Genomic DNA, 23,807 nt, shown 5'->3' with positions numbered 1-23,807 from the left:
ATCAGTGGTGCCGCCTTGATCACTTCCAAACCTTCCTGCAAAGATTGGCGAGCATTCCTCGCCGCCAAAACCAGGAAAAATTCGAATTTGCTTGTACTGGCATCCTTTGCAAAGAATAACAAAGAGCAAGCGCCGTTGTTATGCATGAGCAACGGCAGAAAAAGGCTTTCTCCCAAATACGTTACTTTTAAAAGTACCATAGGGATACTTTAAAATGAGAACCTTCGCTTACACAAAATATAGCCTGGAAAATCTAATTACCCGCGACGACTGGGCAGCATATGGGATCGCAAGCGCGCAGCAGCAAGCGGATGTTATTGACCGCATTCAGTCAAGGCTTCACAGCAATATACAGCCGTATTCCTTTAAGGTCTTCACGAAGAACGGTCGAACGATGTGTAAACCTGATGATCTTGAAACGGCAATTCTCATCAGAAAAGTGAACAAAGATTTTGCTGACCTGACCAAAGCAAGGGTTACGAATCGTGTTGAAACGATTTCTGCCCTGAAGTCCATCTGCTCAGAAGGGCTTCCTATGACGATCATTCGCTTAGACATCAAAAAATTTTATGAAAGCGTTGATATAGATAAAATTCTTCACTGTGCCAGTAGAGGAACAAAAAGCACCTATGCACTACGCAGGAACCTGGAACACTACATCAATTGGTCAAGGAGTCGTGTCAAAGGCGTCCCAACTGGAGTCTCGCTATCCTCCTCGCTAGCCGAGTACTATCTTATGGAGCATCTTGATAAATTTGCCAACTCACTTCCTGGGGTTCACTTCTACAGGCGTTACGTCGATGACATAATTATGGTTTGCAGCAGCCGACGCCCTGCAAAAGATTACATCGACGAATTAAAGTGTATCCTGCCAGAGGAGCTTGAATTCAACTCAGCGCCTGAAAAGCGTGATATTATAACGTTGCACGTACCTGAGGATCATGGCTCTTTTAATTATCTTGGATATAGGTTCTCTATAGGTGCGAAAATTAATAAGACTGGCCATAGGCCAGTGAATCTAGATGTTGCACCATCCAAGATCGTCAAAAGAAAGAAGCGCTTCGTCCATACATTATTGCAGTTCTTGAAAGACGGAAACGAGGAAGATCTCCGACAAAGGTTTCTACTTCTAAACAGCGGGTACTCCTTTTGGGACAGTAGCAGGGGGCGCAAAATGAGCGCGGGACTATGCAATACTTACTCTGAAATCGATCTGCCCTCGGAAGCACTATCAAGCCTTATGCATTTTTACCGCGCAAGCATGATGAACAAAAAGTTTCAACTTTACCATAGGCTTAGATTATCACACCTTTCAACACACACCCGCCGTGCAATTATATCCCTTGACCTTCAAAGGCACGTTCAGGATCGGAAGCATTTTAATTTTTCGCCCGAAGCACTCCAAAACTTATCTAGCTGCTGGAAAAAATGAGAAAATCCAAGAACATTATCATTCAAAAGAATGATTGGAACCGCGCCCTTCTTAGCGAAACCACTCCCTCGGAGATTCCAGTACTTATTTCGAATGATGGCTTCTACTTAAATATGAGATCTGGAGACTTTCCGGCGACGCTACAGGTATTGATAGACGAATTCCTGGCGCCATCAAAATCCAAGCAATTCTCAATTCCCTTTAGCTACAAGATTTCAAAAGATGAAGGATCATTGCGTCGGCTCAGCTTGCCCCACCCACGCTCACAGCTTGAGGTAGTGACTTTCTATCGGAAGTATCACAGCCTTATTTCTCACTATTGTAATCGCGGCAATTTCTCAATTCGCCGCCCATACCAGATCGCTAGCCACTACTATGTTGAAGGTGTCAACGAAAACGCATTCGCCTACCGATCCCAAATGATCGAGATCGCAGATCGTGATAAGTCTGCGAAGCATCCCGTAAGTATTTTCTCCTACCGAAGCTTTAGGCGACTTCATGAGTTTTTTGATTCATCAATTTTTTCCAATCTTGAAATTAAGTACTCCAGCATGGCCTCCATAGATGTGAGTAAATGCTTCGACAGCATCTACACCCATTCAATTGCATGGGCCACCAAGTCGAAAGATGAAGCTAAAAGCGACACTAACGCGGAAACTTTTGGCGGGTCTTTTGATCGATTAATGCAGCTTATGAACTACAACGAGACTAATGGGATCATCATCGGACCTGAAGTCAGCCGAATATTTGCGGAAATAATCCTAGACAGGATTGATGTTGATGTCGAGGCGGCATTAGGTCGAGCCCCTGGAGCGAATGGCGCTGGCCCTTACATTAGGGGAAAAGACTACGACGTCTTTAGGTATGTGGACAACATATATATTTTCTATAACAATGATCGCGTAAGAAGAGACATCATTGAGACTTTTGAACGTAGCCTCGATGATTACAAAATGAGCCTAAACAAGTCTAAGTCAGAGATTGCCCGCCGTCCCTTCTTTACAAGAAAATCAATGGCGATATCTGAGGCTAAGCAAATAAGAGATCGGTTCTTCGATGCACCTATTGAGACTATATGGAGGGATGGAAGACGTATTTCGGGAGTAAAGTCACAGGCCAGATCCACTCCTCCTGTCAGCGACTTCCCTAATAGCCTCCGTCGCGCATGTTTCATGGCGAATAGTGATTACTCGAGTGTTACTGGGTTTCTCATTGCCGCCCTGAGATCACGCATTCAGCGGGTACTAGAATCCCAAAGAGTTTTTGAAAGTCATCTAGTAGCAACGAGCGACCAGTCTGAAGAGGAGGTACGTCTTGAATATAAGTCAAACCTAGCTTCATACATCTCAACAGCAGTCGACATGTGCATGCACATGTACACCCTTGCACCTTCAGTTCCCAGCTCACTAGATGTCGCTACAATTCTTCTTCTGTCAGCAGAGGCATTAAAGAAAGCTGACTTGGACCATTTCCTTCACATGCAAGAGAGGCTGCAACTGGCCATCTCAAAGCTCATGACTTCATCCGCCATTGCGGAACTAGTTGGAAACAATTTCGCAGTTCCGATTGAAGTTTTGAATATTCTTTGTGCTCTTACTGCCTTCGACTACAATGCGAAACATATTGAAGAGCTGGTGTCCGCAACTGTCGGAATTGAGAGTTCTTTAAACTACTTCGAGTTCATAACAAAGATCTTCGTGTTAAGCAGGATGGCTGGGAGCGAGAAGGCGGTATCATTGGTGTTTGAGTCTGCGAAAACAAAGATATTAAACGACGCAGACTTGCGGCTTAATTCAGAAAACTTGCACCTATTTCTGGATTTACTGTCCTGCCCTCACATTGCTCGCATAGAACGCAGGCAACTATACAGGGACGTCATCAGCAGGTTCAACGAACTTATGAGGAGTGCGGAGAAGCCAGGGCGGTCCCTCCCCAACAAGGCCAGCAACGCAGCTATAGACGATATGCTCGAATACATGGAGAAGAATCCATGGTTTGTCGATTGGGAGAAGATCGATTTGCTGCGGCTCATCCAAAAGAAACGGTTGAGGAGTGGCTACTCTTAATCTAACATAGCGCGCATCAGTCTTATTGTGCCGACTACGATTGGGCAACCGATCAAGCTCCTGAAGCCGATGGTGGTACTACTTCGCGAAGCCAGAGGTGCGAGGGGGAAGTGGTTTGCATAAACGGCACGTCCCTTTTGGGGCGGGTCGTCAACCCTGGAAGGGGTAGCCCGCTAGCGTCTGTTGAGGGACGCATCTAGATGCGTCCCTCCTATGAAGCGAATGGGCACACACCGAAGATTGGTACTGGAAGGAGCGATTGCCTGGTTGCCCCGGCAACTCGGTGATCGCTCTGGAAGGCTTAATCCCTTTAGATGCGCAGGATCAGAGTGCTTAGGTTTGCTACTTCATTCATGTGACCTTCAGCATTGCTGAATTCCGGCAGGGCACCATGAAAGTTTTCGTACAATTATGAGTGGGTAGCGTTTGCGCCTACACGTCTGAATAGTCCCTTCGCCATAAATGAATATTTTGATCGAACAAGGCTACCGTCATGTGCTGCGATCGACATGAGCGGCGGCTATGGGCCGACCAGCGCGGAATGCGCCGGTCGGATTATTTTTTAAAGGTCGATCCCCTCAGAGAGCGTCAAAGCATCCTCGATGTCGACACCGAGATAGCGCACCGTGCTGTCCATCTTCGTATGGCCAAGCAGCAGCTGGACCGCCCGTAGGTTTCCGGTCTTCTTGTAGATCTGCGCGACCTTGGTTCGCCGCATCGAATGTGTACCGTAGGCGCTAGGCTCCAGTCCGACCGATACAACCCATCCCCGGACGATCCGGGCATACTGTCGCGTCGACAGATGCGGACTGCCATGGATTCGGCTGGGCCAAAGGAACTCCAGGCCGATCATTTCGGGGTCGTGGATCCAGCGCTCGAGAGACAGCCGCGTCGTCTCGGTGATTTCGAACCGGAGCGGCTTCGCGGTCTTGCTCTGGATCATCGACGCTCGTTCCTTGACACGCCCAGCAGCGAATACATCCCGGACCCTGAGACTGACGAGATCGCAACCACGCAACTTGCTGTCCACGGCCATGTTGAACAGCGCTAGGTCACGTAAATTGCCTGCCATCTCGAGGCGAACGCGTATGGACCAGACATGCCGGGGTAGAAGCGGGCGTTTCTGGCCAACAATACGTCCCTTGTTCCACGGCGAACGGACGGGACGAAGGATAGGAAGAAAATCAACGGGCATGGGACTACCTCCAGTCCACCGGCCCCACCCTTCTTCGGTCATGCCGACCACGAGACTGTATCACGTTTCGGGCCAAGATGGGCATCGTCGACCTGAGTGCGCACGGATGCAGGTGCGAACGCCTGCTCGCGACAAATGGCCGACGAGGTCCGTCATGCCAATGCGGATCGCACCTACTGTAGCGTGCGTTGGTGCAAAGAGCCCATTGCTGACGATCAGCGCCGACACTGTACACCGAGATTTTCGACCCTGAGGTGCTGTTCCAACCTAACGCGGGGCATGATCTCTCCACCGCGTGGCCACCTGAATCTGCGCTTTCGCCCGCTGATCTGCTGTCCTCAGCAATAGCTTGCCCAACTTTTCGAAAGGGCTATTCTCCCATTATAGCATTGGCAGGGAGACGAAGCATATAATGGGTGCAGTTTCTAAGGTGGACGCTGCAAGGCGGCAAATAGATACTGCGATTGATTTGTATTTTTCGGGTGGGGATTTTCTTGCCATCTACACCATCGCATTTGCCGCGCACCAAGTTCTGAACGATATTTACAGCCATCACCGTGATGATGGTTTCTTGCTGTTAGTATCGGAGAAGCTACCTTCTGATTTTCGGAGATTATTGGCTAATCCCGCAAATTTCCTGAAGCATGCGGATCGAGACCATGATGCAACTCTTCATGAGTTAAGCTACGTTCAGATTGAAGCCGTTCTTTGTGTTGCGACCGTTCTTTACAGGAGGATTTCTGGAGATCTCACTTCGAAGATGAAGGGATTTGACTTTATCATCGAAGAGCAAGCATACGAAGATATCGGCGTAGAGGAAATTGATACAAATGCTGATCGCATTAGGGAGCACGCTGCTCGTCGAGAGAAGTTAAAAACCTTACCCGACGCTGAGAAGCTCGAAGAAAAGTCAAGAATATATCATGCATTCTTGAAGATGCTCCCAATGATAGAGGCCATTCGAAAAGAAATGGAATCGAAAGGAAAAAGCGTGGTCGATGTTCTGGACATGTTCGACAATCTTGATGGCGGCGAGTTGCCCCCTAAAATAAGCTGACGGCATTCGACAACTTTGCGCGCCTAGGTGTACCTTGAGCCTGCTGCTCAGTTCGGAACCCAGTGGTATTCGAAAGTTGTAGAGATCACCTAGAGGTTGTGCATTGCAAGCGTATCCAATTGGCTGCCGCCGAATGGCTGCTTTGTCCCGCAGAGCAGCCATCGTGGAGCTTGTGCCGGACGGCCGTCAGCGCATGAAACCACTGGCAACGCTTGGAGCCCATTGCTGACCTTCGTCGACGACGCTAGCCTGTAGGGACGCGCATAAAGATCGACCTGCAGGGTCGATCATCAGCGCCCCCCTCCATTGGAAAATAAGGATGGCACATGTGTGGCCATATGTTTGTCGTGACTGGTGGTCCCGGTTCCGGCAAGAGCACGTTGATCGACGCCCTGCACGAACGGGGATTTGCGTCCATGCCCGAGGCCGGGCGGGCGATCATCCGCGATCAGGTCCAGATTGGCGGCACCGCTTTGCCATGGGCAGACAAAGCCATGTTTGCCGAACTCATGCTCGGATGGGAGCTGCGGTCGTGGCATGAAGCTTCGGCTTTGGAAAATCCGGTTTTCATGGACAGGGGCGTCCCCGATGTCGTCGGCTATCTGACGCTGTCTGGCCTTCGGGTTCCCGCCCATGTCGAGGCTGCCGCGAAGACATATCGCTACAACAGGATAGTCTTTATCGCTCCATATTGGGAGACCATTTTCGGGCAGGACGCAGAAAGAAGGCAGGATCACGAGGAAGCCGAAGCAACCGGCCGGGTCATGGCTGATACTTACGCCCGCTTCGGCTACCAGCTTGTTGAGCTTTCCAAAGTGACAGTCGAGGAGCGTGTTACTTTCGTCCTGGATCTCCTGAATGCAGGATGACGGCTTTGTCCCGCATCGATATCATTCTGACGGGAAGATCTCTGCGGAGCAAGGCGAACGGTAGTTTCCGGTCATGCGTCCACGCAGCATTGGTCGAGGCCGACCGACCGAAAAGAGCCAAAACTGTTGACGCCTCGGCCCCGATCAAAGATGGCATGCTTTGAACCCGCTCGGGTTTAGTCAGTGGCTCCCAGGCCTCCATGTCCAGCGATGATCTCGGCGGTCGTGACGACAGCTTTCTGAACCGCAAGGCGGCTTTGCTCAGTCTGCCCAAGCGCGGAAAGGTCCAAACTGATCGGCTCTGGCGCGAGAGCCAGCGTTCCACGCCGGGCTGGTGCTCGCAACACCGGCTTCGGGTCGGGTGGGGTATCGGGTCCCTGCCCTCGCGTCGCTCCCTGCTGCACCGCCTGCAACTGCTGCGCCAGTTTCGCAACCGCCGCCTCGGCCTCATGCAGCCGTGCATCGTATTGCCGCTTTTCGGCGTCCGGATAAGGAAGATCCCCCTTCTGTGCGGCATGGATCGCCTTCAGGGCGGGATCCTCATAGTATTTGACGCGCCGTGCCCGGATTGGCATCTGGGCATCGACGACGAGGATCACCTCCTCCAGATCCAGCCGCCGCGCCTCATCCTCATTGAGGAGCGGAGTTTCCTCTGTACGCTCGGTGACGCTGCGGCCCTCGAACGGGTTACGTCCCACCGAGCGAGACCGCGTGACCACCCGTTTGGTCGTCTTGCCGACAGCCTGGCTCAGCTCTTCAATGGTCTTCTGGTCGGATGGGGTCAGATAGAGCTTAACCCCCGCCCCGCCTTGAAGGGAGCGACGCGTGTTCTCGCCATAGATCTCGTCCAATGCCGGAATGGTCTGGGTGACGATGGCGAGGTTGCCGCCATAGGAGCGCAGCGTCTTGATGCTTTCCGCCACAATCGGCATCTTTCCGAGCCGATCAAACTCATCAAGCATGATCATCACCGGCCAGGGCTCATCCTTTCCGGGTTCAGCGGCCTGCAGCGAGGCGATCAGATCCGAGAAGAACAGCCGGATCAGCGGCGCCAGCGGCCCAACCATCTCAGATTCCACCACCAGATAAATCGCATGCGGCTGCCGGCGGATGTCTCGGAACGAAAAATCCGAGGTCGCTGTGGCGGCGTCAATCGCCCGGTTGTCCCAGGTATCAAGACCGGAGGTCATCAGGAGTGAGAGGTAAGAGGTCAACGTGTCGTTGTTGGTCGAGGCCATGCGCTCGAAGATCAGCTTGGCCGATGGGTTCTTCACCTCCTCTGCCCGCTTCAGGAACTCCAGCTGCTTGTTTCCGCCCGACGCCGTGATGCGATAGATCTCGCCGATGGTCGGGTTCCCGCGCTCGAAGGCCAGCAGCCCCGCAGCCACAAAAAGATCGATCCCGCCGGCGAGAAGACCACTGAGCTTTTCGTTGTCGGTCTGCAGGAAGAGCTTGGCGGTCAGCTTCAATTCCATCTGCTGGCGATCGGGGTTTTTCAGAGCCGCGATCCGGGCCAGCGGGTTGTAGCGATGCGTCGGTCGCTCCCAATCGGTGGGCGCGAAGCGGAACACCTTGTCTCCGGTCGAGGCCCTGAAGCGCGAGGTCTCACGGAAGTTCTCGCCCTTGACGTCGAGCACCACGGCTGAGCCTCGATAGGTCAGGAGGTTAGGGATCACGAAGCCGACCCCTTTGCCTCGGCCTGTCGGGGCCACGACCAGGGCATGCGGAAAGGTGCGTGAGACAATGAAGGGCTTTTTCGATTTCGGCGAGCCCATCTTGCCGAGCAGGAACCCGGCCCCGGGTCCGGCAAAGAAGCCGTTGCGCTTCATCTCGGCCCGGCTCTGCCAATGCGTGGTGCCGAAGCGGGTCAGCGCATCGCCGAGCATGGTCGCGGTCAGGAGGAGGGCAGCGAGACCCGTCCCAAGGATGATGCCGTTCACCCAGAGGAAATCCTGCGGAGCCGAGGTTCTCAGCCCCAACCAGTTCCGCGCCAACAGAGTGAGATCGAAGCTGCGCGTCGAGTATCCGAATTGGACGGCAAAATAGATCGTCGCCAGCACATAGCCGATGGCGAGCCCGAGTAGCGTCAGAACTGCGGCGCCAAGAAGCATGCGTCCCTTATCCATGGGTGATCCCCTTCTCACCATGGGAGAGGGAGTGCCTCAGATCGTCGCCATGGCGCTCTTCCACGATCCGCTCGAGCACCCGGTCCACCGCCGGATCATTGGTGTGGACATCTCTGGCCTCGAGATAGGCCCGCGCCAGCTGCAGCTGTTCCAGCGCATTTGGGGTGAGCCGGTCCAGCACTTTGGCGTCGCCGCGATGCAGATCATTGATTTCGGCTGGCGTCAGGCGGTCATTGACCTGTTCGACAAAACGTTGGCGCGCCGCATCCGAGGCCAGATCGACCTTGCCGTCGGCGGCCTGTCGTAAGGCGGAGGCAAGCTGGGGAGCTGTCAGATCAAGGTTGCGGCGTTCGGCATAGGCCTGGCGGGTGTCGTCCTCAACTTCGGCCAGCCTCTCGATGATGCGGTCGCGGGATGCGCCTGCAGCATGGAGCTGGTTGATCTCCTGGCTGACGGCATCGCGGATCTGCTCTTGGGGGGTCTCGGCCCGCAAGCGCGCCATCTCGCGGACCTCTTCCGTGATCGGGCCGAGGTGGATCGACGGATCACGCTGCGCAATATCCATATCACCGGCATGGAGGGTTCGATGTGCGGCCCGAATGCCGTTGGCTGGAGGCTGAATGACATCGGTGGCCTTTTCCCATGCCATGGTCGCAATTTCAGCATGCTGGGGCGAGCGTTCGGCAAAGCGGTCGAAGGCCTCTTTCGCCTCGGCCACCTGCTTCTCGCCATCACGCCGCGCCCGCGGGTCATCGGAATAGGAATAGCTGAAATCAGTCCGCTGGAACTGTTTGACCAGCGCCCGGAATTCCTGACGCTCAGTGGGACTGAAGATGTCCGGCTCGCTGCGCAGGGTTTCGTTATCAGCCGAAACCCTGTGGGCGGAGGTCTCCGACAGCCGCGCCCCCTCATCCCCTTCCGGCCCTTCCCTCTCCACATCCTCCACAACCCGCAGGACGCGGACCTCGGTCAGCACATCGCCCAGCTTGCCATGAACCGCCTCAAGCCGGTCCATCGCCTGATCACGCTGCGCGGTGTCGCGCAGATCAAGCTGCTCTTCCTTTGCGATGGCGCGTAGATCCTGCGCGAGCCATTGCTGCTCCAGCGCGGCATTGCCCGCACCCTCACTCATCCGGGCCAGAACCGCATCGCTGTCGATCCCTGTCCCCTGCACCGCTTCGGTGATGCGGGCTTTGAGACCTGGATCCTCGAGCTGATCTCGGTGGGCCTCTACCAGGTTGGGCGCGGCGTAGATCCCGTCCCGGGATGCGGGTTCATGCAATGTGTCGGAGCGCTCGCCAAGGGGACGCAGATGCGAGACCTCGCGCAGCACATCGGTCAATTTGCGCTCGATCACCGGGCGCTCGGACGCAGGAGCGCGTTCGATCAGCCCTTCGATCTGGCGGATGTTCTGCGAGAACCGATCTATCAGTTGGTCAAAATCATGAACTTCATCACTCATATACAACACTCCGTCTGACTGGATACGATCACCCCGGGCAAGCACATCCCCGGCCCGGGACAGGGCTTCCGCAACATCGTGGAAGTTCGAACGCGAGGCCTCGGCAGCGAGGCCCCGATAGATCGTGGCATTGCGCGCCACCTCGGCGATAGCCTGATCAAGGTCAGCGCCGGTGCGATGTCGCTCGACCGGTGACCTGCCCTCTTCCATGGCTTTGCGGATCTCGACGTCGCTGGCAGCGCGGGTGAGCACACCCCGATCCAGCCTACGCGTGGCTTCAAGCCGCAGCCCATGACGTTCGGCCGCCTCAACCATGGCTTCGCGGAAGGCGTCGTAGTTGAAGTGATGATCCTTCCCGAGGAAGAACATCTCGCCATCCTTGCTGCGGCGATTCAGCACGATATGGGCATGGGGATGGGCGCGATCCTCGTGGATCGCCGCGATGTAATCGAACTGCGCGCCGTCCCCTTCGAAGAAGCGCTCGCAGATCTCGCGCGTGATCTCCTGTGCCTCAGAGGAGCGGGTTCCGATGGGGAAAGCCATCAGGAGATGCGCGGTATGGCCGAGCTTTGGTGCATGCCGCTCGTTCCACTGGTTCTCGAAGCGCCGCGCCACGCGCTCGATCTCGCCGGGCGAGAGCAGCTTCTTGCCGTCATGGGTGCCACGGGAATCGAGGATGAAGCTCGATTTGGTGGTGAGGTAGGACAGCTGGGCGCGCAGCTGCGCCCCGGTGTGGCAACCGCCTTGCCGGATCGCCTTGAATATCGCTGGGGAATGGCCGCGCGCCGCGCGGATCATCTGTGCCCGTTTGCCAAAGCCCCCGGAGGCCGAGCCAGAAACCTTGCTCCAGCCGCGATCAAAAAGCGCCGGATTGACCGCCCTCACGGCATCAGCCCGCGCCATCGCGTGCCTCCCGGATCAAGGGCGCGAGCGCCTTGTCCACCTCCAGCTTGATGGACGCCCGCCGGTTGCGGCTCATCTCCTGGACCTGATCCGCGATGGTGAAGACCAGCCCGGCCAGAGCCCGGATCTCGGCCTTCTCCGACCCGGTCAGGACCGCCTGCTCGCCACGGACACGCCCCTCGTTCAGGCGGCGGGCGATCTGGTTGATGTTGTTGCCGACCCGGTTCATCGCCGCGCCAAGACCGCGCAGTTCCTCCGTCATGTGCACATCGGGCGCGAGCAGGTCGCTGGCGGCCAGTATCATGCAGCGCAGAGCATCAGAACGATGCCCGATGCCACGTGCCGAGAGCGCCGCATCAAACTGGCGCAGCTCGGCCGCGCTGAGCCTCAATCCGACCACCTGAGGCCGACTGCCGTTCGAGGTGCGCCGTCCGTGAGCATGGTTCACAGCGTTGTAGACCGCCTTCAGGCTGACCCCGAACTGTTGTGCCAGATCGGCCGCGGGCACGCCTTCAGACCGCTCTTTGGCGATCCTCAGACGCTCCTCTTCGGTCAGTCGGCGGGCCGGGGACATTTTGAAGTTAACGCTCCTATTTCTTGCCAAAATCGTACAAGCCCGCCGAATCCCAGCACAAGCGGATTCGGGCCTACGGGCTTGTACTCATTATGAAAAACCGACCCAAAGGGGCGGTTTCCCGTTGTCTGCGGAATGCATCACGCGCCTTGCGATTTGCATCCCGTCCCATGCGAAATGCCTCCCGTTATCTGCGCTCTGGAGCATGTCTTCTGGCACCTGCATCGCGCTCTTTGCGTCCTGCATCCTGCGGAGTGGGAAGTGCCGGAAGGGGAATGGGATCTGCATCACGTTGCCTGCGCCACGTCCTCTGGAAGCCGCATAATGCTTGCCGCTTCCTGCGATCTGCGCCTTGCGTCCCGCTTGACGCATCCCGGTCAACGCCCTACGACAATGAAGCTCTTATGTTTACGAGTAACCATTATTGCAGGTGTGCCATGCCAAATGACTCCTTGCGCGTAATCGCCGCGATGGCCCGCAAAGGCGGGTCGGGCAAAACCACGCTGAGCCGCGCCCTGATCAGCGCCGCTATCGCCGCCGGTCGCCGGGTCACCCTCATGGACACCGACGGGACCGATGCACTCGGTGCCTGGTATGAACGGGCCGAGGGTGCCGGGTACAGTTCACCCCTGCTGACCCGCACCAGGGCGCTCAGCATTGCCGCCATCGAGCAGGAGATCGAGCGGATCTACGACGAGGATCTGGCCGATCTGATCTTCATCGACACCGCTGGTGTCGGAGCGGACTGGTCGGACAGCGTCGCGGTGCTGGCCGATCACATCGTCACCCCGGTGATGCTCTCAACGACCGACTTCAAGGTCGGCATCCAGACCGCAGACTGGTTCGCCCATCTGCGGACCCGTGTGGACGACCCGAGCGCCCTACCCCAGCATCATGTGGTTCTGAACATGGTCCCCGCGAAACCGACCAAGGCCGATGCGGAACTGATCGCACAGGCGGTCAACTGCTTCCCGGTCATCGAGACCGTGATGATGCACCGAAACGCCTTCAAGGAGATGGATCGGCTTGGTCTGCTTCATGCCATCGCTCTTGCGCGGCAGAATGATCCCAACCCGCTGATGAAGCCCCATGCCCGCCCGCTCGTCGAGGCGCTGGAAGAAGCCACCGACATCTTGAACACCATCATCAGCGGCTGAGAGTGACATGGTCCGCAAACGCATCCCCCTCGTGACACGGCCGGATCAGGCCTATTCGTTCAGTCTGTCCCAACAAAACAGGACCGACCCGGCACAGACGCGAGACAGAGACGAACCAGCCAGCACGGCCGAGGCCCGTGCGCCGGCGCAGCCGAGCGCCAGCATCGCATCGGAGGATCAAGCCTCAAGAGATGACTCGAAAGCCTCGATCCAAGTCGACGTGCGCGTGAACGCGTTGAAGCGCCAGGAACAAGGGCTGGTTGCCTGCGGCATTGCCCCCCGACAGGTGATCCGGGCCGCCCTGCGGAAGGCCGTCAAGAAGTGGGGGCTCTCAGCAACATATGCCATCCCCTCCAGTGACAGGCGGGCAAGTCAGGCAAGCTGGACCGTCAGGACCAGCGTCGCAGTGCCCGCCGCCATCTTTGATCGGCTGCTTGCCGATCAGGACCCTCTGGGGGTCGACAGCCGCTGGTCATTGGTGCGGGGTCAGCTGGAGCCGCTGGTCTGGGCGGAAATCGATGCTCTCCTCGCATCGCTCAGTGACGACTCCGACGATGTCCGCTGACCCACGCTGGCACGGGCTATTCAGGCCCTGACGCTGGCTGGTTCAGGATCAGACCGCGCTTGGTAGCGATTGCCACTGCCTGTACCGAGTTCCGCGCCCCGAGCAGGTCCCTTATCCGCTCCAGGCGCTTCTTTATGGTCTCGGTGCTGACGCCCTGCCGATGCGCGACTTCCTTATAGGGCAAACCGTTCGCCAGATCAGAAAGGATAGCACGCTCCATCTCTGAAAGCGGTCTTGCCGCCTCGATAGAGGCGAGCAGCTGTTTGAATATGCCCTCAACCTCGTCCAGCTCACCGTCGGTCAGTTCCCGATCCTCGCGGGCGCAAAACAGGCAGCTGAGCGTGCCATATTCTTCAATGCGACTGCGAGAAACGCCGCAACCATAGTTGAGGCCATACTCGCGCGCGTGATCCATGATCAGAGTTCCAGCAGGCGAGAGCTTTTCGACCGGCACTTCACTCCATCTGATGCGACCTGAATGCGTCCTGGCCCAGAGATTGACCGGATCAAACATCGCATATTGCCGCTCAGTGTAAATCTCGACCCAACGCTCCGGATAGGTGGAGACATAATGCTCTGGCGTCAAACTGCGCACATGGATGACGAGTGAATAGCCCATCGGTGCAATCGCCCGCAGCCGGGCATCCAAATGGGCCATTTCCGGAACAGTAGTCCAAACCATTACCCCTCCCGCACGAGAAAATGTGCAGTCCTCAAACAGCGATACCAAAAAGGGTAACGGCATGGCCGCTCCCCCACCGTTGTGTCAGGTTGTGATGAAAGCGCGCGCAAATCAACCGTGAAGCGACCTTGCGAAAAGGGTTCCGATCGCCAGCCAGCGAAGTTCTGTGACAGTCGAGACAAGTATTATGAACGTGCAGACCAGTGACCATCGCGGCGGCTCATGCCGCACCAACCGCATCGAGGCCCGGCCAATCGCCCGGCTTCGCCACAAGGACGATGGCAGGGTCATTGGCCTGGTTTATGAATGGAACACGGGCGAGACGCAGACGGCCTGGTTCGGCAAGGCCGAGCGCAGCTTCGTGACAGAAGAGTTGCGCTGAGGGCGATTGCTCGCTGGCAAGATGAAAGGCCCCGGCCTTTCGACCGGGGCCCTGGTTGGGGGGATTACTCCCCTCGGCGGCTGTTGGGGCGCGACCAGATCAGGCTCGAGCCCTCGCCGTCCTCATCGTCGAAGAGGTTGGCATAGATCGGGTGCGCAAAGCTCGGATCGTCCAGCTTCAGACCCAGATAGTCCCGCCCCTCGTTCGAGCGCTTCGACCAGGCGGCGCCGATCTCCGCGCGGCCTACCAGGATCCGGTGCGAGGGCGCATTCTCGCCGGTGGCCCGCAGGTCGGGGACGATGCGCACGCCCTTGGCCTGGACGCTCAGGGTAACGATTTCGCCGGTGTATTCGTTGCCGGTCTTCTTGAAGGTGCCGATGGTCGCCATTGTCTGTCTCCATTCTCTCGTGTTCCGGCCCGCTCCATTGCGGCCTCGATGGCGATCTAGAGGCCGGGGACGACGGCCGGCGCAGTCCCGTCCGGGACCCTGACAGCACAGGCAGGGCTTTCTTGTCTTCCGCGAGGAATGACGGCACCGCCGGCAGGGGAAGAAAGTTCAACGACGCTGTTGCGCCGAGACGTCGAAGCGCGCTCCCGCGCGCTGATCTTCGGCCAGATCAGCCCATCACAGAGGACGCATGCGAGCGGTCCCGTCACCTCCAGAGAGACAGGAGACAGCGGCGATCCTGAAGGATCCGGCAGGAAGACCCGACAGGCAACCACCGGCGATGATCACCCAGACCACGAACATGTCAGTGCGCGCCCTTCCCCCTGACCTGCAGCCACGGGCACCGCACCGCATCAGACCGGATACTGGGCGGGCCACCTGATCGGCACCTGCCGCCCAAGTGCTCGACAGGGAAAAGGGACAGGGCCTGATGCGCGATCACAGCATGCAACCGATCTGCCAACCCCGCGATCAAAGTGGCCGGAAAGAGGGAAAGATTGATCCCTGTGAGCTCATGACGACGGGGAAATCCAACACCGATCCCGGCGATAGGCAGGAAGGCCGCGCCATGAACGTTATACCGCAAGGATTGATAACAGTTATTAAGCGTGGCATTGTGAAACCAGCAATAGCGGAGGCCGCGATGATCAGTGCCGATCTGGGAACACAGCTGGAGAGCTTTGTGACAAAGCTGGTCGAAACCGGCCGTTACAATTCCAAGAGCGAGGTCCTGCGCGAAGGCATCCGCCTGATCCAGGAGCGAGAAGCCCGCCTTGCTGTCCTGGATCAGGCCCTGGCCAGGGGGCTTGCAGATGCTGATGCCGGGCGGGTCAAACCGGCCGGCGACGTATTCGCGCGGCTTGAGGCCAAGTATCAGGCGATGGGCAAACCTGCGAAATGATCGTCGAGATCACCGCAGAGGCCGAAGCGGATCTGGAAGTCATCGGCGACTACATCGCACGCGACAATCCCGCACGCGCTATCAGCTTCGTGCGTGAACTCGGCCGAAGCTGCATGGAACTCGCCGAGTTCCCCGAGGCCTGGCCGATTGTCCCACGCTATGAGACGCAAAGCATCCGGCGCCGCGTTCATGGCCGCTACCTGATCTTCTACCAGATCCGCGGGGATCAGGTGACAGTGCTTCATGTCGTGAACGGCGCGATGGACGTTGACGCGATCCTGTTCCCGCAAGGCTGAGATCAGTGAACAGCGCCGCAGCATTTCTTGTACTTGCGCCCTGAACCGCAGCTGCACGCATCATTGCGACCGGGCTTCGATGCAGCTGAGGGCGCAGCAGTCAGATTGGCGGCCAGCGGCAGACCGGGCATGGATTTAGCCGTATGCGCCTTGGCGAAGGCGTTCAGATCCTCGACCATATCGGGGATCAGATCATGGGCCTCGCGCGACAATTTCGTAGCCTTCCAGCCTTTCCCTTCGGCGAACCCGGTCGAGATACGCGAGAGTTTGCCTGCGAGATCCAGCGCCTTCTTCGCCCGCCGGTCCTTGCTGTCCTCAATCAGATCCCAGGCGTCAGGCCGCAGTCGCATCGCCGCGACGAAACCCATCATCCAGAACTCCCAGATGATGTCCCCGTTGCGCTGATCCTCGTCGAGGACAGGGAAATACTCCCCCGGGATCATCAGCATTCCGGCAACGCGGTTGTAATGCGCCATGATGAGATCGAGAGCCGCCTGAAGCTCTTCGGCGCTGCCGAACTCCGGCGGGCCGCCAGTCCCCCAGACCTTGGCAAGCCAGACAGACGGCGAAATCATTTCCGGACAAGTGATGAGACCCGCACAAAAGCCATCGAATTCGGCAAGGATCATCGGATCGTTGTCTTCGGGCAGCGCCGAAAGCACCGCGTCGAGGCGATCAAGGTCTTCATCGCTATGCCAAAGTGCAATCGTCATGCTGAGCCCCTGTCGAGAAAAATCATCCTGCCGTCTTTTACGACAAACCGATCACGGTGAAACAGGCAACGCGGCCGGAGAAAGCCGCTGTTGTTGCTGGCTCTTGATCTTTCCGCCCCGAAAAGCCTCTCCGGCAGAAGGCCGAACGTCGCGGACACGACAGAAGCCAACCTATTGAAATATTTTTATAAAGATCCATATCACACTCAGGCTCTGCCACGCGGTGCCCCCTGATGAAGGTTTCTCCATGAACAGGTCACGTCCCATGCCAGCGATCCTGCGCGCCGAACAGGCGCATGTCCCGCCCCGGCCCTGTTAGCCCCTGCCTTTCGGCGGGCGACAGGGACCGGGGAGGATGCCCTGTTTCAATGTCCCGCCAAAAGGATAGTCCCATGTATCGTAATCTCTTGCCCGCCCAGTGCCATGCCTGCGGCGAGGAAGTCCCACGCGCCGCAGCACACCGCTGCCCGATCTGCCTGAATCCGTTTTCGCGCATGCCTCTGGATCAGACGCGAACGCGCCCCAAACCAGAGATGCGCAGGCGGCCGATGCACCGAGACGGCGAATGATCTGGCCCGACATCCCTAAAAATCAGATCGGAGCATTGCTGGCACTGCTGTTGTTCGCGCTTTTCGGCGAAGCCCTGCCTGCCATGGTCGAGGGTGGCGCGGCATGGTGGGAGCCGTTGCGCAACACCGCGCTTTCGGGCGTATTGTTCCTTGGCGCGCATCTTCTGCATGCCATTTCCTCCGCGCGCCTGACACGACGACGGAAGGGCAGACGCCCCGTGCCGAAAGTCGCGCTGGACCTGCTTCGCCTCGCCCTCTTTGCCGCAGCCACGCTGGCCAGCCTGTCGCTGTTCTTCCGCCAGGACCTGTCGGGGATCCTGACCGGCTCCGGCCTTCTGCTGGCGGTGCTGGGATTTGCCATTCGCAATGTGGTCGCCGACACATTCTCGGGCCTCGCGCTTGGGCTCGAGGCACCGTTCCGCATCGGCGACTGGGTTGCGATCGATGGGCTGGCGCAGGGTCGGGTTCAGGAGATCGGCTGGCGCAGCACAAGGCTGATTACCCGCGACAGCACCCATGTGATCCTGCCCAACAGCCAGATTTCCCGCCAGAGGATCACAAACTACAGCGCCCCTCGGCCAGAGTATCGCGACCATGCCGAACTGACACTCCCGGCCACGCTTCCAGTCGCAGAGGCACGGACACTGATAACGGAAGCGCTTGTCAGCGCGGAGACCATCGCCACCGGCAAATCGCCTGAAGTACAGGTGGCGATGTTCGGGCCTCAGGGCATCACCTATCGCGTGAAATACTGGGTTCCCCAGCATGACCGCGAGATGGCCTGCCGCAACGAGGTATTCAGCCGGATCGACGCGGCCCTGCGTGAGAAGGGCATAAGCCTGAAGCCATTGGTTGAGGGGACGGCATGACGAACCGCATCCCACGCACCATCAAACCAGATCGGAGGGCTGCGTCATGTCGAAAGCGGTAAACGCCCGTATCGACAAGTTGCTGTCCTCGATGGGCTATGGATCGCGCCGCGAGATCGGCGGGCTGGCGCAAGCGGGCCGCATCATATTGGACGGCGAGAAGGTCAATGACGTGACGCGGCGTATTGCGGTCACGGCGGAGCTGCCCAGGCGCATGACCGTGGGCGGGGAACAGCTTGATCCCGTTGCAGGACTGGTGATCCTCCTGAACAAGCCCGCCGGGGTGACATGCTCGCACAGCGATGCCGGGCCACTGGTTTACGATCTGCTCCCGACCCGCTGGCGGCGGCGGGATCCGGCGATTTCGACGGTCGGCAGGCTCGACAAGGAAACATCTGGCAGCGCATTGCCCGAGCTGCGGATCCCGAAGCAGTCGAGCACCAGGCGGTGCAGCAGCGCCGTCATCGCGATGCGCGGGTTGTTGGCCACGGCATCGCGCAGCGCGAGGGTTCGATGCGCCGTCAGTTCGATCACCAGCCGTAGAGGTCCATCTTCTTGAGAACGGCGGGTGCCTCGCGCGCGACCAACCGACCGCCGCTTTGCCGCGTGAGGTCCTGCACATAGGGCGCGGCGCTGGTGAAAATGACGTCCGTCTGCGCGAGAATCGCCGGCACATGGTGGAAGTCAGCCACCTTGATGCTGACCTCGCGGCGCAGGCCGAGTTGCGACAGACGGCCCTTCACCGGCCCAAGGTTCATCTCGGAACTTGAATCCGGCGCAATATGTTTGGCCGAAAGATAGCGCTCGGTGGTCAGGGGCTCGGCCGCGAGCGGGTGGTCGGCCCGCATCAGGCAGCCGAACGGATGCGAACAGTGAGCCGCGAAGCGCAGATGGCCGGGCGGTTCGGGGCTGTTTCCGATGACGAGGTCCAACTGCCCCGAGCCGAGGTCGCGCGTGATGTGCTCGGTCGAGCGCGGCGTCGAGAAGACGATGCTGGCCTGCGGCGCCTCGCGGGCCAGCCGCTGGCAGATGTCGGGAACGAGATATTCGGCGAAAGCGCTGAGGATCGAGACTTGGAAGCGTTTTTGCGACAGGGAGGGTTCGAAGGCTCCGCCGTCGCTGATGGCGGCCAGAAGCGGCGCGATGGCGCGCTCGAGCTGGCGGTAGATTTCTTCGCCGCGCGTCGTCAGCACCATGTGCTGGCCGTCGCGCACCAGAAGCGGATCGCCGAACACCTGCCGCGCGCGTTTGAGTAGCGCCGCGACGGCCGGCTGGCTTTGTGCCAATTGCCCCGCGACGCGGGTGACCGACCGCTCCTTGAGCAAGAGCAGCGTCACTTTCATCAGCTTGAGGTCCAGCGCGGTGTCGATGTCGAGATCTCGCAACCCTGTGTCCGACATCGCAGCCCCCCGTCTGACCTGCGCGATCCCTAAACGAAGACGGCAGCCGAGGGGAGGGGCATCCTCGGCTGCCGCAAGGGACCTGCATCGGCAGGCGGGAGGAGACTTAGAAGCGGTAATCGAGGCCGAGGCTGATGCGTTGCACCTTGGCCGAGACCGAGGTCGGCTCGGTGAAGCCGTCGAAGGTGAAATCGTCGTAGCGCGTCTCGGTCGCCTCGGCGAAGACGCTCAAGTGATCGGCCAGACGGTAGGCGCCGCCGAGGCCGAGCGTGGTGCCGGAGACCGAGGTGCTCGCATCGTCGAAGCCGAGACGCGTCAGCTCCGCCTCGCTCCACGAGCGGCCGGCAATGGCATAGGGCATGAAGCGGCCCATGTCGTACCCGAGGCGGAGCGAGAGCGTCTTCTGCGCGGCGATCCCGAGTTCGGCGGGCGAGCCGTCGCTGGTCGCGACGCCGAACGCGTCGACCGCCGAGGTATATTCGCCCATCACACCGGCGACGATGCGGCCGAACTGCCAATTGTAGCCGGCGCGCAGGGTCAGGGTCGTGGCGCTCTCATCGGCGGCGAGCGACGAGAAATCCTGTACGGCCGCCATGATCTGGACGGGCATCTCGTCCGTAATGGACGGCAGGCTTTGGATCGTTATCGAGGGTTCCTCCACGTTGGGCGCCTCGGGCGCATTTTCCGACGAGATGCGCGCCTTGCTGGTGCCGACCCCGATGCCCAGAACGGCACCGCCCCAGCCGGGCGTGAAGCTCGGGGCGGCGCGCGGCGCCTCGGGCGGGGGCGTCACGACGACGTCGCCGAGGCCGCCTGCGAAGGCCGAAGGCGCAAAGCAAAGGACGAAAGCGGCAGAACCGAAAAGACGGGCGAATGGGGCTGGAACTGGCAAGGGACTGGTCCTTGGGTTTGTTAACCCCTTCGCTCTAGGCGGCCCCGCCGGGCCGATGAATAACCCGAATGGGTTAAACCGTGCGCTTTCATCGCGTTAGAGGCGAAAGATCCTCTCTTGAAACGCGAACGGGCGGCCCGAGACACAGGGTTGGAAGGCTCAGAAGCTTTGCGTGACAGCATAGGCTGTGAACAGTTCCGGGAACGCCAGCGCGACCGCCGCCCATTCAGCGTCCTCCTCGTAAAACCCCGAGGAGGAACGCAGCAGCGGATGCACACGGGCATGCTGCTCTGGCGCAAGCTGGAATCCGCCATGCCCGGCGGTGGAATGGCAAAGCACACCTTCATCATAGACTGACGCGCCCTGCGATGGCCCCATGGCGTATGGACCCGAGAGACGATCTCCCGCCGCCCGTTCACGCTGGTGTTCTGCGCTCTCCGCAACCAGCGCCCGGAAAGCGGCCTCGTCGGCCTCGTCGGCCACATCACCGGAATGGTGTATTCCAGAGCTCGGGATCGCCTCTAACATCTCCGACTGACGAGAAAATGGGGCGCATACTAGCTCAGGCTGCGCAGTAGTGCTCCGAGCGAGGCTTTAAACCTTCAGCTTTGCGCCCCTTATTCGATCCTCGGGAGCAGGGCGCTCGGCGCGCCTGGTTCTTCCGGAGTGTCTTCGATTACAGGTAAGGCAGGATCGTAACCGGCACAGCTGGGTGGGTTGAGGTCTTTGGTTGCGATGCGATCAGAGACACATTTGGCATAAGCGCGATCCTGCCCTGTCAATCAGGTTCTCTTGCTGGAACTGACCTTCAAGTAGCATAAGCAGAACAGTTGGGTTTGGATCCAGGAGTGCGCGATGCAGAGCAGTCCAGCCCTCCTTAGTGTCTTTAACCATCGTGTCCGCCCCGAAGGCGAGTAGCGCCAAGATCATGTCTTCGCGGAGATCATCCTTCCGGGTTGCGGCCATATGAAGGGGAGTGAGGCCGCGCTTCTTACCGACCCAATTGTCCGTCGGGCTGGCAAGCGTGTTCGGATTGGCGCCCCAGGCGAGAAGTTGCAGCAGAACTTCAGCGGATTCTCCTGTCTCAGCGACAAGATGCAGGGGAGTATTTCCGGAAGAGTTTCGTTTTTCTACAAGTAATTTAGGGGTCTCCGCAGACTTTAGGATCTGGTCGATAACCAACGGATCGGCTGCATTCTCGGCTGCGAGGTGGAGTATGGTGTTCCCATTATGATCCACAGCAAAAAACTGCTTTTCGTCTGAGCGAGCTTTTCCCGTACATCCGCCGATACAGAAAACCGGAGTGCCTGATTTCCGGGTTTCAGGTTCTGCGGCTGGCGTCGCTCTCTTCAGAGGAAGAGGGCGGCGCTTCGCTTCGTGACGGGCTGATAGCCGGAGAGAGAGGCTCACCGGCGTCCGTCATGGAGTCACTGACATGGCCACTGCCGTTCAGAAGATCACCCTGTCGTCCTCACGCGACATTCCTTTCAACAAGCTGGTCCTCAGCCAGTTCAACGTCCGGCGCGTCAAGGCCGGCATCTCTGTTGAGGAACTGGCCGAATCCATCGCCCGTCGCGGCCTGATCCAGTCCCTGCATGTCCGCCCGGTCGTGGATGCCGAGGGCAAGGAAACCGGCATATTCGAGGTGCCCGCCGGCGGTCGCCGTTTCCGGGCACTGGAATTGCTGGTCAAGCAAAAGCGTCTCGCCAAAATCGCACCGGTCCCCTGCGTTGTGTCGGAAGCCAGCGCCGATGTGCTGATCGACGAGGTTTCACCCCTTTTTAACCAAAGGCTTAAATCGAAAAACATCGCCTGGTTTTATCGAATGAGCGTCATGCTCAACCTGTTTGGGGAATGGTGGCATCGGACAGGTCAGTGAGTCATGTTGCTTCAGCGCTTGATTATAGGCACGCCAGTTACTGGTCTTCTAGCGGGGTTTGGATGAGCAGCTCATGCAAACAGCGTAGCACGATCAGGCAAGACACTGAAACAACATAGATTTGTGCAGAAGTTCCCCGCCAAAGAGTATCACCCGCCGTTAAAGTCCTGATAAAAGGCCGCAAGACCATCGTAGCTGTGCTCTGGCAGACAATCCTTGTCGAAGATCGGAACAGCTATGCCGGCCCGAACCACGGTGAGCCCAGGCTGCGCAATGCCAGAGCTGGGGTCCAATCTGGTTCCGGCCATGTAGAGGAATGGGCCGCTGCCAAAGGTGATGGCACTTACGCGTGCAGCGTTGCCGCCCCCCTCCGTCACGAGGCCAGTATCCTCGTGGGTCTGCTCCAGGATCAGTTCGGGCTTTGCGTTGAGATAGCCGTAGGCATAACGCATGCCCTTCGGTGTTTGGCTGATCGACACCGCATGAGTGCCGCCCTCCAAGCGACAATAGAAGACCGTGTCCGTCGGAGTATAGCTTGGGCTCGCGGCATGGACGGTGATATCGACATCGCGGCGCGGCTCATTGGCTGATGGATCGCAGTAATGCTCCAGCACTGCTTTGTCTTCCGGAACCTTCCCGCTCGGCAATGGCTGAGGCACGCCGCCGTTTCGAGCGGAATTGATGTAGCAGGTAAAGGCATCTACGCTGCCCGGCGCCGCCGCAGCGAAAGGGTCGATCTCGACTTGGAAGACAAAGGCTCCAGCGTCGATCATGTAGAGCTGATAGAGCTGCCCGGGCCCATTGCGACTGGCGGCTACGATATAGCCATCGCGATCGCGCGACAGCGTGTGACCGTAGATCTGTTGTGCGGCAGTGAAGGACCCGCCATTCGCTCCCCGCAACGAGACCCCGAAGGTCCCATTCACCATCCCGACCGGGGTGAATGTCACAAGGTCCAGCCAGCCATCTTGATCGACATCAATCAGCTCAGGCAGGCCGCTGGCCGTCAGCACAGGGCGATCGCCGACAATCTCCAGCGAAGCCTCTTGGAAATCGTCCTGCACCGGCCGCCAGATCAACGTATTGAGCCGCCCATGCTCGATCCAGCTGATCGTGCAATCGGGACCTGTCATGAAATTCGGACCCGCTTCCAGTTTGGTGCTTGAACAATCCTGCATCGCTGATGCGGGTGCACTTAGGCCAAGGAGAACCGTCGCGGCAAGAAAGTGCGCAGATCTGGAAATGGTAAACCGCATCGTGCCTCGAATATCAAACTCAGATCAAGCCTATCTCGTTCGGACCAGGAGCCTGCATTCCCCAAGTGGCGTGTCGTTTGAGGTGAAGATCGCCTGTATCCGAGCGCTAGACAA

The 23,807-nt window shown here is 58.4% G+C and carries 22 protein-coding genes and 2 pseudogenes; 12 read left to right on the top strand and 12 right to left on the bottom strand.

The genetic code is table 11. From position 1 onward, the window contains the following. Positions 1-214 precede the first annotated feature (214 nt). Both drt3a and drt3b read left to right on the top strand, forming a co-directional pair. Positions 215-1,432, top strand: coding sequence for an antiviral reverse transcriptase Drt3a (drt3a, locus tag Q9295_RS12015; RefSeq protein WP_306680821.1), 1,218 nt, complete (start codon positions 215-217; stop codon positions 1,430-1,432). After that, positions 1,429-3,498 (top strand): antiviral reverse transcriptase Drt3b, encoded by a 2,070-nt coding sequence (gene drt3b, locus Q9295_RS12010; RefSeq protein WP_306680820.1) that lies wholly within the window; start codon positions 1,429-1,431, stop codon positions 3,496-3,498. The genes drt3a and drt3b overlap by 4 nt, the downstream gene beginning before the upstream one ends. A 562-nt stretch (positions 3,499-4,060) precedes the next feature. Here drt3b and Q9295_RS12005 read toward each other — a convergent pair. Beyond that, on the bottom strand, positions 4,061-4,693 hold the full coding sequence (locus tag Q9295_RS12005) for a tyrosine-type recombinase/integrase (protein WP_306680819.1): 633 nt from the start codon (positions 4,691-4,693) through the stop codon (positions 4,061-4,063). Between the two features lie 412 nt (positions 4,694-5,105). Here Q9295_RS12005 and Q9295_RS12000 point away from each other — a divergent pair, with 412 nt between their 5' ends. Continuing rightward, positions 5,106-5,750, top strand: a complete 645-nt coding sequence (locus Q9295_RS12000; RefSeq protein WP_306680818.1) for a hypothetical protein — start codon at positions 5,106-5,108, stop codon at positions 5,748-5,750. Between the two features lie 326 nt (positions 5,751-6,076). Further along, entirely contained in the window at positions 6,077-6,619 is a 543-nt protein-coding gene (locus tag Q9295_RS11995; protein WP_306680817.1) for an AAA family ATPase, read from the top strand. 176 nt (positions 6,620-6,795) lie between these two features. Here the strand turns inward: Q9295_RS11995 and Q9295_RS11990 are convergent, their stop codons facing one another. From Q9295_RS11990 to mobC, 3 genes are all read right to left on the bottom strand, one after another. Then, positions 6,796-8,745, bottom strand: a complete 1,950-nt coding sequence (locus tag Q9295_RS11990) for a type IV secretory system conjugative DNA transfer family protein (RefSeq protein ID WP_306680816.1) — start codon at positions 8,743-8,745, stop codon at positions 6,796-6,798. Next, a complete protein-coding gene (locus Q9295_RS11985; RefSeq protein WP_306680815.1) occupies positions 8,738-11,005 on the bottom strand; it encodes a relaxase/mobilization nuclease domain-containing protein in 2,268 nt (755 codons plus the stop codon). The genes Q9295_RS11990 and Q9295_RS11985 overlap by 8 nt, the downstream gene beginning before the upstream one ends. Before the next feature lie 91 nt (positions 11,006-11,096). Then, the gene (gene mobC / locus Q9295_RS11980; RefSeq protein ID WP_306680814.1) at positions 11,097-11,684 is read right to left on the bottom strand and encodes a plasmid mobilization relaxosome protein MobC; all 588 of its coding nucleotides are present in this window, start codon (positions 11,682-11,684) and stop codon (positions 11,097-11,099) included. A 437-nt stretch (positions 11,685-12,121) separates the two neighbouring features. Between mobC and Q9295_RS11975 the strand changes: the two genes are divergently transcribed. Together Q9295_RS11975 and Q9295_RS11970 are read left to right on the top strand one after the other, a co-directional pair. Continuing rightward, on the top strand, positions 12,122-12,841 hold the full coding sequence (locus Q9295_RS11975) for a nucleotide-binding protein (RefSeq protein WP_306680813.1): 720 nt from the start codon (positions 12,122-12,124) through the stop codon (positions 12,839-12,841). Between the two features lie 7 nt (positions 12,842-12,848). Continuing rightward, the gene (locus Q9295_RS11970) at positions 12,849-13,406 is read left to right on the top strand and encodes a hypothetical protein (protein WP_306680812.1); all 558 of its coding nucleotides are present in this window, start codon (positions 12,849-12,851) and stop codon (positions 13,404-13,406) included. 16 nt (positions 13,407-13,422) lie between these two features. Here Q9295_RS11970 and Q9295_RS11965 read toward each other — a convergent pair whose 3' ends face one another. Next, a complete protein-coding gene (locus tag Q9295_RS11965; protein ID WP_306680811.1) occupies positions 13,423-14,151 on the bottom strand; it encodes a helix-turn-helix transcriptional regulator in 729 nt (242 codons plus the stop codon). 124 nt (positions 14,152-14,275) lie between these two features. Here Q9295_RS11965 and Q9295_RS11960 point away from each other — a divergent pair, with 124 nt between their 5' ends. Next, complete coding sequence (locus Q9295_RS11960) at positions 14,276-14,470, top strand: hypothetical protein (RefSeq protein ID WP_226937104.1); 195 nt, start codon at positions 14,276-14,278, stop codon at positions 14,468-14,470. Positions 14,471-14,534: 64 nt separating this feature from the next. Here the strand turns inward: Q9295_RS11960 and Q9295_RS11955 are convergent, their stop codons facing one another. Next, positions 14,535-14,858: a DUF736 domain-containing protein gene (locus Q9295_RS11955; RefSeq protein ID WP_124088753.1), complete on the bottom strand. Its 324-nt coding sequence runs from the start codon at positions 14,856-14,858 to the stop codon at positions 14,535-14,537. Between the two features lie 490 nt (positions 14,859-15,348). Between Q9295_RS11955 and Q9295_RS11950 the strand changes: the two genes are divergently transcribed. Both Q9295_RS11950 and Q9295_RS11945 read left to right on the top strand, forming a co-directional pair. Then, a complete protein-coding gene (locus tag Q9295_RS11950; protein WP_306680809.1) occupies positions 15,349-15,819 on the top strand; it encodes a type II toxin-antitoxin system ParD family antitoxin in 471 nt (156 codons plus the stop codon). Beyond that, positions 15,816-16,115, top strand: a complete 300-nt coding sequence (locus Q9295_RS11945; protein WP_128490995.1) for a type II toxin-antitoxin system RelE/ParE family toxin — start codon at positions 15,816-15,818, stop codon at positions 16,113-16,115. Before Q9295_RS11950 ends, Q9295_RS11945 begins: the two co-directional genes overlap by 4 nt. Positions 16,116-16,117: 2 nt before the next feature. Here Q9295_RS11945 and Q9295_RS11940 read toward each other — a convergent pair whose 3' ends face one another. After that, entirely contained in the window at positions 16,118-16,828 is a 711-nt protein-coding gene (locus Q9295_RS11940) for a UPF0149 family protein (protein WP_306680808.1), read from the bottom strand. A gap of 565 nt (positions 16,829-17,393) precedes the next feature. Here Q9295_RS11940 and Q9295_RS11935 point away from each other — a divergent pair. Together Q9295_RS11935 and Q9295_RS17985 are read left to right on the top strand one after the other, a co-directional pair. Then, positions 17,394-18,266 (top strand): mechanosensitive ion channel family protein, encoded by an 873-nt coding sequence (locus tag Q9295_RS11935; RefSeq protein ID WP_306680807.1) that lies wholly within the window; start codon positions 17,394-17,396, stop codon positions 18,264-18,266. Between the two features lie 46 nt (positions 18,267-18,312). Then, positions 18,313-18,438 (top strand): annotated as a pseudogene (locus tag Q9295_RS17985) (S4 domain-containing protein); the annotation flags it as partial. 358 nt (positions 18,439-18,796) lie between these two features. On the opposite strand, the gene Q9295_RS11925 reads toward Q9295_RS17985, so the two are convergent. The 4 genes from Q9295_RS11925 to Q9295_RS11910 all read right to left on the bottom strand — a co-directional run bounded on the left by Q9295_RS11925 (position 18,797) and on the right by Q9295_RS11910 (position 21,797). After that, on the bottom strand, positions 18,797-19,609 hold the full coding sequence (locus Q9295_RS11925; RefSeq protein ID WP_373457461.1) for a LysR family transcriptional regulator: 813 nt from the start codon (positions 19,607-19,609) through the stop codon (positions 18,797-18,799). Between the two features lie 163 nt (positions 19,610-19,772). Continuing rightward, the gene (locus Q9295_RS11920) at positions 19,773-20,558 is read right to left on the bottom strand and encodes an outer membrane protein (protein WP_306680802.1); all 786 of its coding nucleotides are present in this window, start codon (positions 20,556-20,558) and stop codon (positions 19,773-19,775) included. A 159-nt stretch (positions 20,559-20,717) separates the two neighbouring features. After that, complete coding sequence (locus Q9295_RS11915; protein ID WP_306680801.1) at positions 20,718-21,086, bottom strand: DUF7007 domain-containing protein; 369 nt, start codon at positions 21,084-21,086, stop codon at positions 20,718-20,720. A 213-nt stretch (positions 21,087-21,299) separates the two neighbouring features. Next, positions 21,300-21,797: an ankyrin repeat domain-containing protein gene (locus tag Q9295_RS11910; protein ID WP_306680800.1), complete on the bottom strand. Its 498-nt coding sequence runs from the start codon at positions 21,795-21,797 to the stop codon at positions 21,300-21,302. Positions 21,798-21,993: 196 nt separating this feature from the next. Between Q9295_RS11910 and Q9295_RS11905 the strand changes: the two are divergent. Then, positions 21,994-22,332, top strand: a pseudogene (locus tag Q9295_RS11905) (ParB/Srx family N-terminal domain-containing protein); the annotation flags it as partial. Between the two features lie 254 nt (positions 22,333-22,586). Here Q9295_RS11905 and Q9295_RS11900 read toward each other — a convergent pair. Beyond that, on the bottom strand, positions 22,587-23,693 hold the full coding sequence (locus tag Q9295_RS11900; protein ID WP_306680799.1) for a hypothetical protein: 1,107 nt from the start codon (positions 23,691-23,693) through the stop codon (positions 22,587-22,589). Positions 23,694-23,807: the final 114 nt, after the last annotated feature.

This window comes from Pseudogemmobacter lacusdianii (assembly GCF_030848395.1).
In the GTDB taxonomy this organism is placed as follows: Bacteria; Pseudomonadota; Alphaproteobacteria; order Rhodobacterales; family Rhodobacteraceae; genus Pseudogemmobacter; species Pseudogemmobacter lacusdianii.
The sequence above is the reverse complement of the archived record's forward strand: the minus strand, read 5'-3'. Positions and strand labels throughout refer to the sequence as shown.

Bases quoted from the DNA above. Each gene is read 5' to 3' on its own strand.
- drt3a (WP_306680821.1), top strand. From the start codon at position 215: ATGAGAACCTTCGCTTACACAAAATATAGCCTGGAAAATCTAATTACC.
- drt3b (WP_306680820.1), top strand. From the start codon at position 1,429: ATGAGAAAATCCAAGAACATTATCATTCAAAAGAATGATTGGAACCGC.
- Q9295_RS12005 (WP_306680819.1), bottom strand. From the start codon at position 4,693: ATGCCCGTTGATTTTCTTCCTATCCTTCGTCCCGTCCGTTCGCCGTGG.
- Q9295_RS12000 (WP_306680818.1), top strand. From the start codon at position 5,106: ATGGGTGCAGTTTCTAAGGTGGACGCTGCAAGGCGGCAAATAGATACT.
- Q9295_RS11995 (WP_306680817.1), top strand. From the start codon at position 6,077: ATGTGTGGCCATATGTTTGTCGTGACTGGTGGTCCCGGTTCCGGCAAG.
- Q9295_RS11990 (WP_306680816.1), bottom strand. From the start codon at position 8,745: ATGGATAAGGGACGCATGCTTCTTGGCGCCGCAGTTCTGACGCTACTC.
- Q9295_RS11985 (WP_306680815.1), bottom strand. From the start codon at position 11,005: ATGATCCGCGCGGCGCGCGGCCATTCCCCAGCGATATTCAAGGCGATC.
- mobC (WP_306680814.1), bottom strand. From the start codon at position 11,684: ATGTCCCCGGCCCGCCGACTGACCGAAGAGGAGCGTCTGAGGATCGCC.
- Q9295_RS11975 (WP_306680813.1), top strand. From the start codon at position 12,122: ATGCCAAATGACTCCTTGCGCGTAATCGCCGCGATGGCCCGCAAAGGC.
- Q9295_RS11970 (WP_306680812.1), top strand. From the start codon at position 12,849: ATGGTCCGCAAACGCATCCCCCTCGTGACACGGCCGGATCAGGCCTAT.
- Q9295_RS11965 (WP_306680811.1), bottom strand. From the start codon at position 14,151: ATGCCGTTACCCTTTTTGGTATCGCTGTTTGAGGACTGCACATTTTCT.
- Q9295_RS11960 (WP_226937104.1), top strand. From the start codon at position 14,276: ATGAACGTGCAGACCAGTGACCATCGCGGCGGCTCATGCCGCACCAAC.
- Q9295_RS11955 (WP_124088753.1), bottom strand. From the start codon at position 14,858: ATGGCGACCATCGGCACCTTCAAGAAGACCGGCAACGAATACACCGGC.
- Q9295_RS11950 (WP_306680809.1), top strand. From the start codon at position 15,349: ATGCGCGATCACAGCATGCAACCGATCTGCCAACCCCGCGATCAAAGT.
- Q9295_RS11945 (WP_128490995.1), top strand. From the start codon at position 15,816: ATGATCGTCGAGATCACCGCAGAGGCCGAAGCGGATCTGGAAGTCATC.
- Q9295_RS11940 (WP_306680808.1), bottom strand. From the start codon at position 16,828: ATGACGATTGCACTTTGGCATAGCGATGAAGACCTTGATCGCCTCGAC.
- Q9295_RS11935 (WP_306680807.1), top strand. From the start codon at position 17,394: ATGATCTGGCCCGACATCCCTAAAAATCAGATCGGAGCATTGCTGGCA.
- Q9295_RS11925 (WP_373457461.1), bottom strand. From the start codon at position 19,609: ATGAAAGTGACGCTGCTCTTGCTCAAGGAGCGGTCGGTCACCCGCGTC.
- Q9295_RS11915 (WP_306680801.1), bottom strand. From the start codon at position 21,086: ATGTTAGAGGCGATCCCGAGCTCTGGAATACACCATTCCGGTGATGTG.
- Q9295_RS11900 (WP_306680799.1), bottom strand. From the start codon at position 23,693: ATGCGGTTTACCATTTCCAGATCTGCGCACTTTCTTGCCGCGACGGTT.